We start from the raw sequence: 17,866 nt of genomic DNA, 5'->3' as shown, positions 1-17,866 counted from the left end.
CGACCGATTCCGACCCAAACACATCTAGCGGAATCATCCGTGTCGGACACCGCTGACGCGGTGTCCTTGTCCTCTTCGACACGACAGCGACAGCTCGCCAGTATCAACAATCTCCTACAGAAGAGCGTACGGATTATTTACAGAAGGGAGTCGGCACCGATCAGTACGCCGTTCTGGCCAATCGGATCCGAAACGTCGTCGACAAGTGGCGAGCCGAGCGGGAGGCCGAACGGACCAAGCGGCGCCTCGAGGCGATCGCCGAAAACTCAAGCGACGCCATCCTCACCGTCGACTCCACGAACACGATCCAGTTCGTAAACCAAGCGACCGAAGACCTGTTCGGGTACGACCCGGAGACCCTCAGAGGCGACTCGCTGTTCACCTTGATACCGGAGCGGTATCGAGACGGCCACCGGCAGGGAATGGAGCGGTTCCTGGAGACGAACGACCGGTCGCTGGACTGGACGGCGATCGAATTCTCCGCCCAGCATCGAGAGGGACACGAGGTGCCGGTCTCGATATCGTTCAGCACGTTCAAGGAGGGCGGCGAACGCAAGTTCGTCGGCGTTCTCCGAGACATCTCGGAGCGTGTTCGGATGGAAGACGAACTCCGAGAGCGAGAACGGCGGTTCCGGCAGATGGCCGAGAACATCCAGGAAATGGTCTGGATGACCGACCCGACGAAGGGAGAAGTGCTCTACGTCAACCCCGCGTACGAGGAGATTTGGGGCCGGTCGCCCGACGCGCTGTACGAGGACCCGCAGTCATTTGCGGACGCCATCCATCCGGAGGACCGAGACCGAGTCGAAGAGATCCTCGATCCGCAGTCGACTGGCTCCTACGAGGAGGAGTACCGCATCGTCCGGCCGAACGGAGAGACGCGGTGGGTGTACGACCGGGCCGTTCCGGTGAAAAACGAGGCCGGAGAAGTGTATCGGACCGTCGGTATCGCCTCGGATATAACTGAGCGGCGAGAACGCGAGCGTGAGTTTGATCGCGTCGTCGAACTCCTCGATCACACGGAACGGGTCGCCGATGTCGGCGGCTGGGAGGTCGACCCGAAGACGGGAGACGCGTTCTGGTCCGACCACCTGTTCGAGCTCATCGGCTGGGAGGGCGACCGAGCGCCCTCACTGGAGGACATCGTCGACATCTACGCCGAGGAAGACCGGCCGAGGGTTGAAGCCGCGGTCGAAAACGCACTTACTCACGGGGAATCGTTCGCGATAGAGGCCCGCCTCCAGCGGTCTAACGGCGAGGATCGGTGGATGGAGATCCGCGGCGACCCTCACGTCGAAAACGGTGAAGTCACGACGCTCCGAGGAGCCGTTCACGACATTACTGAGCGGAAGCAACGAGAGCGGGCGCTTCACGAACTGTACGACGTCACTTCGGACCCGGATCTGTCGTTTGACGAGAAGGTACAAGCGCTTCTGCGGCTCGGTCGGAGGGAGTTAGGAACCGAGTACGGGACCCTCTCGAGCATTCACGACGACGAATACGTCTTCGAGTTCGTCGACACGGACCGTGAGACGATCCAGCCCGGCGACGTAGTTCCGGTCTCGGCGACGAACTGTGAACTAGTAGCGAGCACCAGACAGACGGTCGTGATCGGCGACGTCGAACGGGATGCGCCCGAGGAGACCGGCCGGGCGGGATTCACCGAGTGGGGGATTTCGTCGTACATCGGAGCCCCGGTGTTCGACACCGGTGACGTGTACGGGACGTTCTGTTTCTACGACACTGCGGCCCGGGCCGATCGGTTCACGGACTGGGAGGAGACGCTGGTTGACCTGATGAGCAACTGGGTGACGGTGGAACTCCAGCGAAAGCGGACGACGGAACAGCTCCGAGATCAGAACGAGCAGTTGAGCCAGTTCGCGTCGATAGTTTCGCACGACCTACGGAACCCCCTGAACGTCGCGAAGGGCCGACTGGAGTTGGTACGAGAGGAGGACGACGGTGAGCATATCGACGCGGTGCGCCGGTCTCACGAGCGGATGCAGGACTTGATCGACGATCTGCTTGCGCTCGCTCGCGTCGGAGAACAGATGGGCGAGTTAGAGCGAGTGAACCCGGCGGATGTAGCCAGCGATTGCTGGCGGACGGTCGCTACCACTGAGGCGACGCTCAGAACGGCTATCAGCCGGAGTGTTCGTGCCGATGAAAGTCGGTTTCGCCAGTTGTTCGAAAATCTCATCAGTAACGCGATCGAGCACGGCGGCGAGGACGTGACGGTTACCGTCGGGGAACTGGACGACGGGTTCTACGTCGAAGACACCGGTGTGGGGATTCCGGAAGAGAACCGTGACAGCGTGTTCGAACCCAGCTACTCCACCACGCGAAACGGGACCGGCTTCGGACTACACATCGTGAATCAGGTGGTGAAAGCACACGGATGGGACATCCGGGTGACTACCGGAGCTCGGGACGGCGCCCGGTTCGAAGTCACGGGCGTCGAGTTCAGTTCGGAGTGACCCGTCGCGGGTTCAGCTCCCGAGGCGTCGGCCCGCGACGCGGAGCGGCACGGCCTCTCAGGACTGCTGGTTGGGGAAGACCATCACCGGCACGGCCGCCTCCCGGATGAGTCGGTTCCCGGGGTCGCCCGCCAGCGTCTGCTTCCACGTGTCCATGTCGCGCGGCGTGAAGGCGACCACCGTCGCCGCGGTCATCTCGACCGCGTCGACGAGCGCCTCCGTGACCTCGCGCGCTTCGAGCGTCACCCACTCGAACTCGAGGTCGCGGCGATAGAGGATGTCCGAGAACGTTTCGTAGGTCGCCCCGGCGAACTGGTCTCGACCGGTCTTGATCGTCGTCTCGGCGTCGGTCCCCCGCGTGACGTGTGTCACGATGAGCGTGGTCCCCGCGTCGAGATGCGGCCGGATCGCACGCGCCGTCGCCTCCGCGTCTTCGGGACTCGCTATCGGGACGAGAATGCGTTCGAAGAGCTCGTCGTTCACAACGGAACTGTCTCCCAGACGAACATAACTCGTGGGGGACGTTCCAGAGGTGCGGCTCTCCGTGTGCGGCGGGCACCGACACCCCAGTCGGACTCAGTTGACCTCGATGATCTCCACGTCGAACGTCAGCGTTTCGCCGGCGAGGCGGGGGTTGAAGTCCACCCGAACGATCTCCTCGTCGACGTGAACGACCTCTCCCTGACTCCCGTTCTGAGCCTCGAGATACGAGCCCTCCTCCGGCGTCTGTCCGCCGAGCATCTCTCTGAGCTCCGCGGTCTCGAACTCCTGGACGTGTTCCTCGCTGGGTTCGCCGTAGGCCTTCTCCGGCGGGATCGTCAGCGTCTCCGTGTCTCCCGCCTCTAAGCCGATCAGTCCCTCCTCCATCCCCTCGATGACCTGCTCGGCCCCGATTTCGACCGTCAACGGCGTGTACTCTCTGTCGGGTTGCGCTTCGGCGAGCCCCGCCTCCTCGGCGACGGACTGCCGGGTGGTGTCGAACACTGTTTCGTCGTCGAGTCGGCCCGTATACTCGATCGTCACGGAATCGCCGGTATCGATCGTCATACGCGTTCGAACAGCGCCGCACGGAAAGTCTGTGGCATTGCGCGACAGGAGCCGGTGCGGCACAGTGCGGCGTCGCCGTGTCGGCGGTCAGGGCGGGCGCCGACGGGTGGCTCGCTTCGTCACTGCGATCCGACCGACCGCCGGAGCGCGCGCTGTGCGCGGTACAGCGTGTACGCAACGGAGACCCCGACGAAGACTACCGCCGCACCGACGGCAGCGAGCACCGGACCGGACGCCGGCTCCTTCAGGTCGTCGCCCGTGCCGCAGTTTCCGCAGCCGTCGTCGCCGCAGTTCCCACACCCCGGCGCGTCCGTCGAGTCGTCGTCCGCCGAGTCGGCCGTCGATCCGCCCCGGTCGGCCGCGGTGGCCTCGTCTGCGTCGGGGGTGGCACTCGTCTCGTCCGGTTCGCGAGAGACGCCGTCCGGCCGCGTCTCGCTCGGCGTTTCGTCCGGGCCGTCGTCCGTGGCGACCGGCCCGGCGGTCACTTCGACCGAGTCCGTGGCCTCGCCACCCGAGTCGTCGGGCTCGTCGAACAGGTGCGGCGCGTGCGAGCGGAGCGCCTCCAGCCCAGCCTCGATCTCTTCACGGTCCTGGTGGCCCACCGCGAACTCGGACAGCTCGTCGACCATCTCGCGGGCGCGCTCGGGTCGGTCGTTCTCGACGTAACTCCGGGCGGCGTCGAACATTGCCCGGCCGAGCCAGTGTGCGAACACCGGGTTCTCGTACCGGTCTTCGAGCGCTTCGAGGCGTTCGAGCTTCGTCTCGCCCGCGTCGATGTCGCCGTCGAAGAACGACGCCCGCGCGGAGAAGAACGCCGCCACCGCCGCCCACGTCGCACTCGACGGCGTCGAGAGTCGCTCGTGGTGCGCGGCCGTCTCGCTCGCCCAGTGTTCGACCCGACTGATGTCGGCCGCCTCGAAGCCGGCGCGCGCGGCGTTCGCCGTCGCGACCGGGAGCCAGCGGGTGATCGACTCCTCCCGGGCCGGGTACCGGTCGGCGAGCGCTTCGATCCGACCGATCCGGTCCTCGATCGCTTCGACGTCTGTCCGCTTGGCGTCGGCGTTTGTTCGGCCGGCGAGGACGCCGGCCAGGCCGGCGGCGACGTCGCCGTCCGGGTGGGTTCGAAACAGCTCCTCCGCGCGGGCGACGCGGTCACCTTCGACCGCCGAATCGGGATGGTCGTCGCCCGTGTCGGCGCCGGCGTTGCGGCCCAGCGGCACGTCAGCGGTCTCCTCGCTCTCGGGTTCCTCGCCGAGGTACAGTTCCGCGTGAGCGTACGCCCGCAACAGCGCGGCCGCGACGTCCGGCTCGGGATGCGCGTCGTACAGCGTTTCGAGACGGTCAACCAGGGGTTCGATCCGATCGCGACGATCCCCTTTCCCGTTCGCGTGGATCGTCTCGGCGGTCGCCCGAGCCAGCGGCGCCGCGATCGCCGGCTCGGGGCGGCGGTCGTACAGCGTTTGGATTCGGTCTCGGTACGCCTCGATGCGGCCGGGGTCGATCGCGGTCTCGTAGAGGTCGTCACGGTCCCGCACGCTCGTCGCGTTCGCGAGGGCGTTCGCGAGGTGGACCGCCGTGTCGTTGGCTCCGCCGTGGCCGCGGAGCCGGTCCAGCCGCGCGATCGTCTCGGCCTCAGCGTCGAACGCTCCGCGTTCGCCGTAGGCGTCGGCGAGCGCGACGAGGGCGTCGGTCAATCGCGCGTGATCGTCCGGGCTCCTCTCGGCCGGTTCCGTCGCGGCGATCGCCTCGACGCGTCGCTCTAGCTCGTCGACAGACCGTGTGTCGCTGGCTACCATATGTGTTGACTTACCCTTGGCGTCTTCCGACGTAAACGCTCGCCTTCGAGCGTGGCGTCACCTGCTGTCGTTTTCCCCGCGCGTCCCGCTCCGTGCTGCCGAGCAGTTTCCGGTCGTCAGGCACTAGCGCTGGCTGCGTCGGCGCTCCGCTTGAGCCTGATAATGAGACTAATCAGGAAGGTCCCTATCATCACCAAGAGCACGTTGACGGCCCCTCGGATTGCCGGCGCCGGGAGCGAAGTGGCGGTGGCGCCCTGTATAACGCTCACCGTCCCCACACAGATCAGCACGGCGATCACGTAGGTGACGGTGGCATCGAGGACGGTCCCGTGCGTCAGCCGACGCGCCCGAATCGCCTGTCCGAACGAGACCCCGTAAACGGTGAACGCACCGGCCGCGGTCGCGACGATCACCTCCGCGACCACCGTCGGCCCGAGCCAGACAACGAGCGGGAACTGGATTAAGGCGAGCAGCATGAATCCAGTCTCGATCCGTCGGGCCGTCGACAGCGAGATCCGGGTTCCCTCGGTCGATGTCGCGGGCTGAGCGTAGTACAGTTCTCGGAGTGACAAGGCGAGGAAGACGGCAAAGAACAACTGTGAAAGGAGTCTGAACGCGACGAGAACCGTTCCAACTGCCGGGCGAGTCGTCTCGGCCAGCAACAGCGCCGAGAACACCCCTCCGACGGCCGTCGACAACGCGACGTACCGCCACACGAGCGTGTCATGCGGTTCGTGTCGCGCTGTTACCAGCGCGTACCGCGCCGTTCCGAGGCACGCGGCCAGCACGAGGATGAGGGCGACGAACCGAGTGACGCCGACCCCGAGTACCGGTGACGAGGTACTAACGACCGCTGGTCCCGGCTCTAACGCGCTCGACCCGAGAGTCGCCGTCATCAGTTCGTTCCCGCCACGTTCGACGACGCGGTCACGCATTGCTGGTCACGATAACAAGTCTCGTTTGAACGCTGCCACAGAGGCGTATCGCTCCATCTTCGCTGTTCTCAGCGACTTCAGCAGGACTGTGGACAGTCCTTCGGGGATACCGGTCACGACGTCTCGCGTGTGAACGGTCCCGTCGTCGCGGGTCGGCGCGGCGCCCGTCAGTAGCTCGTGCCCGATCATACCGAGCCCGTAGATGTCGGTCGCAGTGTCGACCCCGCCGAATCGGTCGGGAGCGACGTGTTCCGGTGCCGCGTACGAGTCGGGTATCTCGGAGAACGTAGTCTCCGGCCCGAACACTTCCCGCAGTCCCCAGTCGCTGACCCGCGGAAAGGCCCACGCGTCAGGGTCTTCGACGGCGTTGACCGCAGTAATCACGCCCGGCCACATCGCACCGTGAAGCACGCCCGCAGCGTGTGCGTACTGAACCGCGTCGGCGATCTGTAACAGAATCCACCTGGCTTCAGCCGGTGAGACCGGCGTCTCTCTCTCGGTGAGGAGCCCCGGTGCGCCCCGCTCAGAGACGAGCCACGGTACGGGGCGCGTTCCGGCGTCGACGACGCGTGCGACAGCGTCATGATCGTCGATCCGACGCCACCGCTCGATCGCGTCCCGAAAGGCGTCGTCATGCATACCGCTGGCGATCACACCCCGGCGGCACGTCGCTGTGAATTCGCGCCCGCTCGTCGCGAATTGGATGCGCTCGGCGTCTGAATCGCCGGCTGCTTCAGCAGCCTCTCTTGACCTGTGTTCGGTCAGCGATCGGTCGAGTCGGGGTGGCTTCGCAGGGGGCTCGTTTGGGGGATGTCCGGGCGTCGGCGACGCGTCCTCGCCGTCCGCGGAGCCGGTCGACTCCTCTCGGTCCGCCGCGACGGCGGGTTCGGTCGGTGAGATCGCTTCGTCCCCTTCGTCCGCGATCACTGACCCGCCGGATTCGAACTCGGGGGGTTGATAGCCGGCGACAGTCCGGATGGCAAGTGACTCGTCAATCAACCCGGCTTCGACCGCCCCATCGATGATCTCGGCGACCGCCTCCTGGTTGTGGTCATCGAGCACCGCGAGGGTCCGAAGCGCGACCGACCGGGCCGCTGGATCGCGAAGCGCTCGTCGGAACCGTCCCGCACAGGCGTCGACGAGTTCGGGCGTCTCCGCGGACACGAATCGAAGTGCCCACGACGCGGCTCGTTGAACTTCCTCGTCGTCGTGCTCGAGCTGCGCCACGACCCGCGCGGTCCGCGCGGCGTCGAACGATTCGGGATCTGTGAGCGCCGCCTCGAGCAGCTCGTTCGGGTCCGGCGTCAAGTCCGTTCGGTCCATGATGACACTCTACCCAACAGCACGTCGTCACGTGGTCTGCTCAACCTGAGAGAGTCACGCTAATAAATCACGCTACATCACCCACGGTCCGCTCGATCTCCACCAAACGACTTCGGGGGTCGAAGACCAAGGTGTACCGAGATGAGTGTTCCGCCCGCTACTGTCGAACGAACCTCCGGCGACCCGTTGATCGTACACGTCAGTGATATCCACGGCTACCTCACGGACGCTCGAAGCGCGCTGCTCGCCGTCGGTGACTCCGGGCAGTATCCGGACCTCGTACGGGCCGATGAGTCTGACCGGCTCCACTGGGCGGACAACGATTACGTACTCGTGGTCAACGGGGACGTGATCGACCGGGGGCCGGCGAACGAGGAGTGTCTCGAGATGGTCTGGCGACTCCAAGAGGAAGCCCCGCCCGGGCGGGTCCGATACCAGTTAGGGAATCACGAGTTGGCTATTCTGCTCCCGTCGTTCGTCCGGTGGCCGGGTGCGTATTCCACCGGCCTCGACGCGGCGGACCGGCGCGAGTTTCTCCGGCGAGCCAGCGAGGGGGCTGTCACGGCCGCCTTCGAGGGATATCAGTATCGCTACAGTCACGCCGGACAGAACGAGCCGTTCGACGTGACGAGGGTAAACGACGTAGTCCGGAACGCCGCGAGCGAGCTGTTGCCCGTCGACGGCGACGACAGAACGGTACAGAAGCGGCTCGAACGACGACACGGCCGCGTGTTCGCTCTCGGCAGCGACGGCGGCCGCGGCCCCGATGCCGGGCTCTGCTGGCTGGACTTCACGCACCTGGACCCGTCGGCCCCACCACAGATCGTCGGCCACACGAAGCGAGTCGACCCCGTTCGGAACGGCAACGTGGTCTGCGGGAATATCATCCGGATGAACCACCGCTCGGCAGGGGGCGAGGGCGTCCTGATCGAGAGCGCTGATTCGCTGGAGGTCGTCCGCCGAAAACCCGACGAGTCCGTCTCCGTCTCATCGGTCTGACCGGCGCGCGCCGCGCTGTAGCGAGCGATCGGCGCAGGTGGACCCGCTCCGCGTCTGTGCGTGACAACGCCCGCTGCGGCGACTGCCCAGTTCTACCGGTGTACGGGGCGAGCGCCGCGACGCGCGGCCCCGAGACCGTCCACGGGGCCGAAAGCGTCGACGGTGCGTTTCGGATACGGCTGAAGTGATCAGTCGTCCCCGATGGTGGCCTCAGCGTCGTCCGGTTCAGGTCCCGGTTCGGAGCCGCCGGGGTCCGGCGTCCCGCGAACGTCGCCCGCACGCCACGTCCCGCGTCGGAACCACAGCCACGCGATGACCGCCCCGGCGACGTTCGAGGCGAAGAACGCGATCCAGATGCCCCGGACGTCGGGCTGGCCGAGGAACCACAGGTCGGTCGGGAGTATGCCCTGCGAGGCCACGTAGGAAACGGGCAGCCGGATGACGGCGAGCGCCGCGATAGAGATGGCGGCGGCGATCAGGGTCTTCCCGGCGCCGCGGAAGCCGCCCGTGAACGCCCGCTGGATCCCGATGAACCCGAACGAGAGCGCGACGTACCGGAGGAACTGCGCACCGACATCGAGCACGGCCGGGTCGTCGGTGAACACCGAGACGATTGGTGTCGGGACGAAGAAGATGGCGACGCCGACGACGCCGAGGATCCCGAACAGTCCCTTCGCGGCCACGTAGTTGGCCTCCTGTGCGCGGTCGTACTTGCCGGCCCCGACGTTCTGCCCGGTCATCGTCTCGACGCCGCGCGCGACGGCGATCGCGGGGAGGAAGATGACGGAGAACACCCGCGTTCCGATACCGAACGCGGCGACGACCGAGGTCGAGAACAGCCCCACGACAATCAGCAGGGCGTTGATCGAGAGCGCCCGACCGGTCCCCTCGATCGACGCCGGGACGCCGATTCGGAGGATCTTCCGGAGATACTGGAGGTCGGGCTTCATATCGGCGACGTTGATCTGAATCCCCCGCGTTCCCGACAGCATGATGTAGAGGCCGACGAGCATCGCCAGCGCCCGCGAGAAGATTGTGGCGATAGCGGCGCCCTGAATTCCGAGTTCCGGGAACGCGATCGGGCCAACCGCCCAACCGTTGATCAGGAACGGGTCGAGGATCACGTTGATGACGACCGTCCCGAACATGACGAGCATCGGCGTGATCGTGTCGCCCGCGCCGCGCATCAGCGAGATGAACACGAAGAATCCGAACATGAACGGCAAGCCCAGCGCGACCACCTGCATGTACGACGTCGCGCCGGGGAGGACTTCGGGCGAGGCGCCGAGGAACGCGAGGAACTCCTCGACGAACGGATACCCGATCGCTCCGAAGATGACCGAGGCGATGAACGCGAACGAGACCGTCTGCGAGGCCGCATACTCGGCTTTTTCCGTCTCCTCGGCGCCAGTGTGCTGGGCGACGAGGACGCTCCCGGCGACCGAGAGCCCCATCCCGAGCGAGATGAGCAGGAACACCATCGGGAACGCGAAGGAGATGGCCGCCAGCGCCTCCGTCGAGTACTGGCCGAGCCAGAACGTGTCCGCCAGGTTGTAGGCGGTCTGCATCAGGTTCGTAATGACGATGGGAAGCGAGAGGAAAAACAGCGGTTTGACGATGCCGCCCTCCGTCAGGTTGAGCTCCTCTTGGCCTTTGAAGAAGCTCACGCGACCACCTCCGATCGGGGCTGCCAGCCGAGGTGGAGTTCCAGCGTGTTTTCGAGCATCCGACGCGTGTCGTCAAGCGGCTCACCGAGCGCCACGTGTCGGGCGTGTGCGCCGTTGATCGTCGTCGTGACGAGCCTGGCGACTTCGTCCGGGTCAGTCTCGGCGAAGTGTCCGCCGTCGACACCGTCGGCGACGATCTCCCTGACGACCTCGCACACGATGTCGTCGAGTTCGAGGAACCGTTCCCGGTACAGTTCCTGGAAGGGTGCTTGGGCTTTCAGCTCCATCATCGCCACGGGGAAGCCGTCGGCGGCGGGATCCGACGGTGTGAAGGCGTGGTCGAGGAACGCTGTGAGCCGGTCGCGCGGGTCGGTCGCCTCGAACGTGAGTTTCGTCTTGAACCGCTCGATCAGGTCGTCGAGGAACGCGTTCAGCAACTCCGCTTTCGTGTCGAAGTGGTAGTGGATCGCGGCGGTGGTCATCGACGCCTCGTCGGCGATTTTCTGTACCGTGAGGCCGGCGTACCCGTGCTCACACAGCACCGAATTCGTCGCGTCGATGATCTCGGATTTTGTCTCCGATCCCATTTCGTTCTGTCCCAACTTACTAACTGATTAGTTAAGGGCCTTCTGATGCGACGGCGGAGCCGAGGAGTCGGTCGCTGCGACTGCGAGAGTCGAGTGGATCGGTGTCGTGTGCGGCATCACATCGCCGAGGCCGACCTTCGGTGTGATCCAGGACCCGGCGCCGACCGGCGGAGTGGCTAGAAGCGCGTCCGGTACGCTGTCGCCGTTGAACTCCGACAGCGCTCGACAGACCGGACCGCGTCGTACGCGTTTCCCGTCGATCGCGTTCCGCGCGTCACCCAGGCCACTCACCGGCGGCGTGACAGAAACCGTGTCAAACTTCACGTCGTGTCGCCGCAATCGTTCGCTCGACATGAATCCGGAGCTGATGGGGGTGGGGGTCGCACCGAGTCTCGTCGGCGTCGCGCCGGTGGGGACCTGAGCCTCTCCGGGCCGACGTCCCCGACCACCCCGCTGGGGCCGGTGGGACGGGCGCTCCTCTTTGCCGGCCTCGCCGGGATACGACTCAGTCTCGGCCCCGATCGGTAAGTCCCGCCGGTCGTCTCTGGACCGGCGTGAGACGGGCCGCCCGGTCGTCGGGAGGTATGTGTCGAGAGCGGACGGACTACGCACCCGGCGAACGCCCCTAACGGCGAAGTGACTCACTGTTCAGCGGGGGCCCACCGGTGAAGTCTCGGCCGACGGTCGCGTGGGCCCTCGGAGTTGTCGGGCAATAGATCGAAGCGAGAACCGAACGAGTGCTTGTGTGTCTACGACACATTTCTGCCGAATGTTTAATCCAGCTAACCGCGAACTGGTGGACGGAAAGAGAGTCGCACGCTCCCTTTCCCCCCCTAATGACCGACAGCTCGGCGCCGCTCGGACAGTGCCCGAGCTGCGACCGCGAGATCCCCGCGGCGTGGAAGATCATTGAGTACGATCACGGGGACGGGAATACGGGTGTCTTCGCGGAGTGTCCGGACTGCGATGCGGTGGTGAAACCACGGTAGGCCGGTCCGCTCCCTCGACGTAGTCGGGGAGTTCCGGTCTCGGAGACGGCTTGGTCTCAGATCGCGACCTCACAGACGCGTCTCAGAGAAATGGAGTGGCCCCCCGCCCGTGTGTGCGTGAACGATGAAAATCGGCACGTCGTTCATCGCTGGTCCCGTTAGCTTATGTACAATTCGCACAATACAGTCTCGACGCCGGCGAGACGACCGGCAGAGATGACCTCACCGTGCGACGATCGACGCCGCGGGACCTCGCCGTGACGGAGACGAATCTCGCCAACGACGAGAAGAGCCGCCGGCGCACGGGATGAGCGGGCCTGTTCAAGCCGGTGGTTCCAGTCGCCCTCCGTTCCAGCGCACCGGCGGATTCGTGACTTCCGGGTCGACCGTTAGCCGCTGGGCGACGCGATGACTTCGGACGACATCACCGCACCCAAAGCGCTACTCGACGTGCTCTTGGAACAGGGACTCGGGGTCGGCCTCCATTTCTGCCTCGACGTCAGCGGACAGTTCGCCGACCGAGAGTTCGTCGAGCGCCTCCTTGAGCTCCTCGGCCCGTGGGAGGGCGAGTATTTTGCAACTCACGGCGTCCCCAGCCGTTTTAATGAGGGTGTCGAACCCGAACACGTACTCCTGCGTCGTCGCGAGATCCAGCATTATCGGATCGACGATAGCCGACGCGAAGTCGTGGACGAACTCCGGAGGGGTATGCTGGTTCGACGTGCCGAGCACGTTCGCCCACCCGTCGACGAATCCGCTGATCATGATATTGCTGATCTCTTCGATCGCGCTCTCGTGAATTCCGTCGAATCCGTCGGTGACCGCTCCGGTACCCATCGCCTCTGCGATCGTTTCGGCGGAGGGCTCGTCGAACAGGACAAGGACGTAGCCGGTGGGGAGGCCGGTCAGCTTCGCAACGACGCCCACCTGCTGCTCGTCACCGAGTCGCGGTCCGATCTGTTCGACCTGAAGGAAGCTCATGCGGCTGACCGTAACCGACGTGTCGATCCCGGTCATCATCGTTATGCTGTCGCCTGCGGTGTCGCCGCCCTTCGCGGCCATTCGGCTGAACACCTGGAGCTTGTCCAGCGGTATCGGCGTCGACTCGCTGGTGAGCCGGGTATCGAGAATATGCCTGAACGACGCCTCCTCGAGGAATACGTACGCCGTCGTTTCGACGACTGCGCTCGACGTTTCGAACGTTGTGTTCACCGTCAGCACCTGATTCGACGCCTGATCGATCGGCGTCGCGTCCGGGATGATGTCCGTCCCGCCTCCCGTCAGGTACGTCGGTGGGCGCTGATCGATAGCCTGGTTCAGATAGTCCGCCCACCCGTCGATGAACCCGCTAAGCATGATGTTTCCGAGTTCCGTGAGCCGCGATTCGAGACCGATCGCCTCGGCGCCGTCACCGGGAAGGCTCTTCGCGAGCGTCCTCGCGCCCGCCTCGTTGAAGACGAGCAGTGCTGTCCCAGCGATACCCCCGGAGAATTCGCTCGAAATGCCGATGAGATCCTGATTGTGAAGGTCAGCGATGATATCTCGACGCCGGAGGAGATCGATGCTCGTCGCTTCGACCGTCGGCCGGACACCGGTCAACTGTCCGAGTGAGTTCGCGGCCTGTTTCGACCCGTCATGAGCGAGGCGATTAAACTCTCCGAGGGCGTTAACCTCAATCTTCATATATGGTATGTTAATTGACAAGGCAGCATTTTAACACTTACCCCGGCGTTCCGCACCGCGGAAGCGAACCCTGAGAGCTCCTCGAACGGTGACGCGTTATACGGGCGCCGAGTGAAGGCAGCATCGGTAACCGCAGCATCGATGAACGCGAAGCGGCCACCCTCGGCAGTTCGTTCGGAGTGACGCGTCGTCCGCTGCGGAGATTCACTGTGCGTCGGAGAATCCGTAGGCTTTCACTCTCTGAACTCCACCGTGTAGCCGTTGTCGCGGAGCGCCTCGACGAGTTCGTCTCCGCGCTCGATCGTGAACTCGTGGAACGAGTTGTCCGGGCTGTCCGCCGAGTACAGCTCCGAGTCGATGTTGTCCGGGACCTCGTTCTGATGGGTGTCCTCCTGGACGACGACCGGCTGACTGGGAACCCGGGTAGAACTGCTTTCCTCTGTCATTTGAACATATCTTGTTACAGGTGTTCGGATATTTGAATTTCGATCCGGGTTCGGATCGGGACCGGCGTCCCCACGAACGAATACGGCCGGGTCGGTGCCGACGGCGGACGGGTCGACCAGAACCGTCGACTGCGAGAGCGAGAGCTGCCGGAGCCGGTGCGCGTCACCCGACACTTTTCGTGGGGGCTCGTGTCGTGTGACGTATGGACGTTGATCGGGCCCGCGGTGTCCTCTGTGGGATCGCCTGTGGCGACGCGCTCGGTCGGCCGGTCGAGTTCATGTCCGCGTCCGGGATCCGTACCGGTCACGGGCGACTCGACGAGATGGTCGGCCACGGAACGTGGAACCAGCCCGCCGGGACGATCACGGACGACACCGAGCAGGCGCTGTGTATTGCGCGGAGCCTCGTCGAGCGGGGAGAGTTCGATCCGGCGGACATCGCGGAGCGGTTCGTCGCGTGGTACGACAGCGACCCGTTCGACATCGGCCGGATGACGATGAAGTCGTTGAGCCGACTCAAGCACGGCGGCGAGTGGGACGAGGCGGGCCGGCACGTCTGGGAACACAGCCCGGAGGGGCAGAACGCCGGGAACGGGAGCGTGATGCGGTGCGCGCCGCTCGCAGTTCCGTACGCGGCGGACCGAGAGCGACTCGTCGAGGTGAGCCGGGATTCGTCGCGGATCACGCACGCCGATCCGCGGTGTACGTACGGGTGCGGGATCCTGAACCTCACGGTGGCTGGGCTCCTCGACGACGCGGACGCGCCGTTACGGGATGCGCTCGACTACGTGGGTACGGACGCACCCGCTGAACTCGTCACGGCGCTTCGGCCGCTCGCTCGGGGAGACTCGCTCGACGACCTGGAGACGTCAGGCTACGTCGTTCATTCGCTACGGACGGCACTCCACGACGGGCTGTCCGCCGAGAGCGCCGAGGAGGCAATCGTGACCGCGGTCAATCGCGGCGGAGACGCCGATACGATCGGGGCGATCGCGGGTGCGGTCGCGGGTGCGCGGTTCGGCGCATCGACGCTTCCCGATCGGTGGCTCGACGCCGTCGGCGAGGCTGACGAACTCGAACGGATAGCGGACCGGCTCGTGGAGACGGCGTAATCCCTCTCTTGGCGTTCGACAGGGATCGGACGGTGAACCGGCGGCTCACACGTCGCCAGCGGAACGGAACATCCGGGGGCAGGTCGTCGCGCAACGGGCGGCGAATCGGCGCCGAGTCGGCGGCCGAGGGACGCACCAACTGACTTATAATCCAGCAAAAAGTGAGTCAGGGCACGGAGGACCGAGTGTGTCACAGGAGTTTCTGATCCCGCTCGTCGCCGGCATCATCGGACTCGGCGTCCTCGCGCAGATCCTCGCCGCTCGGCTCCGCGTCCCGAGTATCATCTTCTTTCTGCTCGTCGGAGTGACGATCGGTCGACCGGGGCTCGGGATCGTGACGAGCGAGAGCTTCGGCGACTCGCTCCCGGCGATCGTCGGGCTCGCGGTCGCGATCATCGTCTTCGAGGGGGCGTTCCACCTCGAGTTCGAGCGCATTCGGCAGGCGCCCCGGGCGGCGGTCCGACTCGTCACGGTCGGGGCCGGCATCGCACTGGTCGGGACCGCGGTGGCCGTCCGAGTCCTCGAAGGGCTCCCGTGGGAGCTCTCGTTCGTGATCGGGGCGCTGCTCGTCGCCACCGGCCCGACGGTCATCTCCCCGATCCTCGAGGTGGTCCCCGTCCGCGATCAGGTCGCAGCCGTCCTGGAGACGGAGGGGATCGTCAACGACGTGACGGCGGCGATCACGGCGGTCGTGCTCTTCGAGACGGTGAACCCGACTGTCGCGGGCGAGGGACTGATTCAGGGGTTCGCGCTCCGCCTCGGAGAGGGGCTGCTCGTCGGCCTCATCGTCGCGGGCATCCTCTACTACCTGCTCCGGTACGTCGACCTGTCGCCCGGGGCCGCGCCGCGGAACGCACGGCTGCTCGCCCTCGCCGGCGCGCTCGCCGCGTACGCGGGGGCGAACCAGCTGGCGAGCGAGGCCGGCGTCGCCGCCGCCGCCACCGCCGGACTGGCGCTCGGGAACGTGGACATCCCATACAAGGAGGAGATAACCGACTTCAAGGGTGACATCACGCTGCTCGTGCTGGCGTTCGTGTTCATCGCGCTTGCCGCGCAGCTCCCCCCCGCGGCGATATTCGACGTGGGGCTCGCGGGGCTCGGCGTGGTCGTCGTGGTCGCGGTGGTGATCCGGCCGCTGCTCGTGTTCGTCTCGACCGTCGGCGACCGGTTCACCCTCTCCGAGCGGCTGTTCATCAGCGCGATCGGGCCGCGCGGGATCATCCCCGCGTCGGTCGCGACGCTGTTCGCCACCGAGCTTCGGGCGGCCGCCACGGAGCTCAACGACCCCGCGCTGGCGCAGCAGGCGGACCTGCTGATCGGGACGGTGTTCCTCGTCATCTTCGTGACCGCCCTCGTCCAGGGCGGGCTGGCGCGGTACATCGCACAGTACCTCAACGTGATACCCATGAGAGTCATCATCGTCGGAGGCGGACAGGTGGGCCGCGCGCTCGCCGAGCGCCTCGAAGACCGCGGCGAAAACGTCGTCATCATCGAGGAAGATGAGGCGACGGTCGAATCGCTCCGCAACGACGGCTTCGCCGCCGTAATCGGCGACGGGACGGACACGGAGGTGTTGCGCAAGTCCGGCGCGGAGAACGCCAAGATCCTCGTCGCGGCCACCGGAGACGACGACACGAACCTGCTCGTCGCGCAGCTCTCGAAGACGAACTTCGGCGTCGAGAAGATCCTCGCGAAGGCGAACAACTCCGACAACGTCGACGCGTTCGAAGACCTAGGCGTGAGTACGATCTCGGCCGCGATGTCGGCCGCGTGGGCCATCGACAATCAGATCGAGCGGCCGGACCTCGCCCACTGGATGACCGACATCGGGGAGACCGGCGACGTCCAACAGATCGAGGTCACCAACGAGGAACTGATCGGTAAGGCCGTCCGCGAGGTGGGTCCGATGCTCCCCGACGGCTGCCTCATCGCCGTTCTCAGCGACGGCGACAGCGAGTCGGTCGCGGTGCCGAGCGCGGACACGGTGGTAAACCGCGGCGACCACGTCACGCTGCTCGGTCGGCGCGAGGCCGTCCGAGAGGGGATGGAGTTGGTTCAGCCCGACTGAGCCGGGCTGGGAGACGATGCGCCTCCGCGCTCGGCGAGACTCACACGGAAGAGAAGTACGACTGGCCGAACCGGAGGAGGTCGCGGTCGAACTCCTCCGGGTCGTCGACCCGGAAGTGAAAGAGTCGGTTCCGCATGTCGCCGATTTCGAGCACGAGCTCGCGGATCACGTCCTGCTGGTCGTCGAAGATCGGCTCGAACTCCGCCCAGTGGATGGAGATGAACTGGGCGTAGTGCGCGTAGCTACAGTGGTGGACTGACGCCGGCGTCGGCAGCGGGTGGTCCTTGTCGAACGTCGCGGCCAGCTCGTCTGACAGCGCGTCGCCGAACGCCCGCGCGAGGAGCTCGCGAAGCCGCATCTCGATCGACTCGATCAGCAGGAACGGTTCGAGCATCCGCTTCAGCCGCGTCAGGAGGTCGTAGTCGGTCAGGATCTGCCACGCCTCGCCCCCGTCGACGACGATGTACGTGTGCTCCGCGAGCGCGTCGAACACCGCGAGGACGGTCTCGTCCTCGCTGACCGTGTGCGCGTCCTCGATGGCCGCCCCGACCGATATCTTGTCCAGCGTCTTGTGGCCCCGCTCTTCAGTAGACTGGCGGAACCAGGAGTATTAGTGCCTCTGGCCTGGCAAAGACGGGTATGTGTGAAGACCGTCCTGCCTTCGGCCAGAGGCTAGCGGAACTTGCGGAACTTGGGGTAATAGAATTTCGGCCCGAGCCGCTCGACGCCATCGTCGA

The 17,866-nt window shown here is 65.6% G+C and carries 15 protein-coding genes; 4 read left to right on the top strand and 11 right to left on the bottom strand.

The window, feature by feature from the left end:
- Positions 1-173: 173 nt before the first annotated feature.
- Positions 174-2,477, top strand: a complete 2,304-nt coding sequence (locus B9G49_RS12060; protein WP_321166725.1) for a PAS domain S-box protein — start codon at positions 174-176, stop codon at positions 2,475-2,477.
- A gap of 57 nt (positions 2,478-2,534) precedes the next feature.
- On the opposite strand, the gene B9G49_RS12055 is transcribed toward B9G49_RS12060, so the two are convergent.
- The 5 genes from B9G49_RS12055 to B9G49_RS12035 form a co-directional block, all read right to left on the bottom strand.
- Positions 2,535-2,960: a universal stress protein gene (locus tag B9G49_RS12055; protein WP_049931046.1), complete on the bottom strand. Its 426-nt coding sequence runs from the start codon at positions 2,958-2,960 to the stop codon at positions 2,535-2,537.
- Between the two features lie 93 nt (positions 2,961-3,053).
- A complete protein-coding gene (locus tag B9G49_RS12050) occupies positions 3,054-3,500 on the bottom strand; it encodes a peptidylprolyl isomerase (RefSeq protein WP_049931060.1) in 447 nt (148 codons plus the stop codon).
- 143 nt (positions 3,501-3,643) lie between these two features.
- Positions 3,644-5,320 (bottom strand): hypothetical protein, encoded by a 1,677-nt coding sequence (locus tag B9G49_RS12045; RefSeq protein WP_086216527.1) that lies wholly within the window; start codon positions 5,318-5,320, stop codon positions 3,644-3,646.
- A gap of 116 nt (positions 5,321-5,436) precedes the next feature.
- A complete protein-coding gene (locus tag B9G49_RS12040) occupies positions 5,437-6,255 on the bottom strand; it encodes a hypothetical protein (RefSeq protein ID WP_094552468.1) in 819 nt (272 codons plus the stop codon).
- A gap of 6 nt (positions 6,256-6,261) precedes the next feature.
- The gene (locus B9G49_RS12035) at positions 6,262-7,578 is read right to left on the bottom strand and encodes a hypothetical protein (RefSeq protein ID WP_086216526.1); all 1,317 of its coding nucleotides are present in this window, start codon (positions 7,576-7,578) and stop codon (positions 6,262-6,264) included.
- 141 nt (positions 7,579-7,719) lie between these two features.
- Between B9G49_RS12035 and B9G49_RS12030 the strand changes: the two genes are divergently transcribed.
- Positions 7,720-8,577, top strand: a complete 858-nt coding sequence (locus B9G49_RS12030) for a metallophosphoesterase (protein WP_086216525.1) — start codon at positions 7,720-7,722, stop codon at positions 8,575-8,577.
- A gap of 188 nt (positions 8,578-8,765) precedes the next feature.
- On the opposite strand, the gene B9G49_RS12025 is transcribed toward B9G49_RS12030, so the two are convergent.
- From B9G49_RS12025 to B9G49_RS12010, 5 genes are all read right to left on the bottom strand, one after another.
- Positions 8,766-10,244 carry an MATE family efflux transporter gene (locus tag B9G49_RS12025; protein ID WP_086216524.1) on the bottom strand — a complete coding sequence of 493 codons (1,479 nt, stop codon included), beginning with the start codon at positions 10,242-10,244 and terminating at the stop codon, positions 8,766-8,768.
- Positions 10,241-10,831, bottom strand: a complete 591-nt coding sequence (locus B9G49_RS12020; RefSeq protein WP_086216523.1) for a TetR/AcrR family transcriptional regulator — start codon at positions 10,829-10,831, stop codon at positions 10,241-10,243. The genes B9G49_RS12025 and B9G49_RS12020 overlap by 4 nt, the downstream gene beginning before the upstream one ends.
- Positions 10,832-10,858: 27 nt before the next feature.
- Positions 10,859-11,155: a hypothetical protein gene (locus tag B9G49_RS16300; protein ID WP_143414699.1), complete on the bottom strand. Its 297-nt coding sequence runs from the start codon at positions 11,153-11,155 to the stop codon at positions 10,859-10,861.
- Positions 11,156-12,261: 1,106 nt separating this feature from the next.
- A complete protein-coding gene (locus B9G49_RS12015) occupies positions 12,262-13,419 on the bottom strand; it encodes a chemotaxis protein CheC (protein WP_158093617.1) in 1,158 nt (385 codons plus the stop codon).
- A gap of 317 nt (positions 13,420-13,736) precedes the next feature.
- Positions 13,737-13,949 (bottom strand): hypothetical protein, encoded by a 213-nt coding sequence (locus B9G49_RS12010; RefSeq protein ID WP_049931028.1) that lies wholly within the window; start codon positions 13,947-13,949, stop codon positions 13,737-13,739.
- A gap of 203 nt (positions 13,950-14,152) precedes the next feature.
- Between B9G49_RS12010 and B9G49_RS12005 the strand changes: the two genes are divergently transcribed.
- Both B9G49_RS12005 and B9G49_RS12000 read left to right on the top strand, forming a co-directional pair.
- The gene (locus tag B9G49_RS12005; protein ID WP_049931026.1) at positions 14,153-15,061 is read left to right on the top strand and encodes an ADP-ribosylglycohydrolase family protein; all 909 of its coding nucleotides are present in this window, start codon (positions 14,153-14,155) and stop codon (positions 15,059-15,061) included.
- Positions 15,062-15,248: 187 nt separating this feature from the next.
- Entirely contained in the window at positions 15,249-17,129 is a 1,881-nt protein-coding gene (locus B9G49_RS12000) for a cation:proton antiporter (RefSeq protein WP_086216522.1), read from the top strand.
- 40 nt (positions 17,130-17,169) lie between these two features.
- On the opposite strand, the gene B9G49_RS11995 is transcribed toward B9G49_RS12000, so the two are convergent.
- Positions 17,170-17,622, bottom strand: coding sequence for a hypothetical protein (locus B9G49_RS11995; RefSeq protein WP_233125209.1), 453 nt, complete (start codon positions 17,620-17,622; stop codon positions 17,170-17,172).
- Positions 17,623-17,866: the final 244 nt, after the last annotated feature.

The organism is Halorubrum sp. SD683 (assembly GCF_002135045.1).
GTDB classification, from domain to species: Archaea; Halobacteriota; Halobacteria; order Halobacteriales; family Haloferacaceae; genus Halorubrum; species Halorubrum ezzemoulense.
Note: the sequence above shows the minus strand (reverse complement) of the source record. Positions and strands in the feature narration are given on the sequence as shown.

Bases quoted from the DNA above. Each gene is read 5' to 3' on its own strand.
- B9G49_RS12045 (WP_086216527.1), bottom strand. From the start codon at position 5,320: ATGGTAGCCAGCGACACACGGTCTGTCGACGAGCTAGAGCGACGCGTC.
- B9G49_RS12010 (WP_049931028.1), bottom strand. From the start codon at position 13,949: ATGACAGAGGAAAGCAGTTCTACCCGGGTTCCCAGTCAGCCGGTCGTC.
- B9G49_RS12005 (WP_049931026.1), top strand. From the start codon at position 14,153: ATGGACGTTGATCGGGCCCGCGGTGTCCTCTGTGGGATCGCCTGTGGC.
- B9G49_RS12035 (WP_086216526.1), bottom strand. From the start codon at position 7,578: ATGGACCGAACGGACTTGACGCCGGACCCGAACGAGCTGCTCGAGGCG.
- B9G49_RS12040 (WP_094552468.1), bottom strand. From the start codon at position 6,255: ATGCGTGACCGCGTCGTCGAACGTGGCGGGAACGAACTGATGACGGCG.
- B9G49_RS12020 (WP_086216523.1), bottom strand. From the start codon at position 10,831: ATGGGATCGGAGACAAAATCCGAGATCATCGACGCGACGAATTCGGTG.
- B9G49_RS12030 (WP_086216525.1), top strand. From the start codon at position 7,720: ATGAGTGTTCCGCCCGCTACTGTCGAACGAACCTCCGGCGACCCGTTG.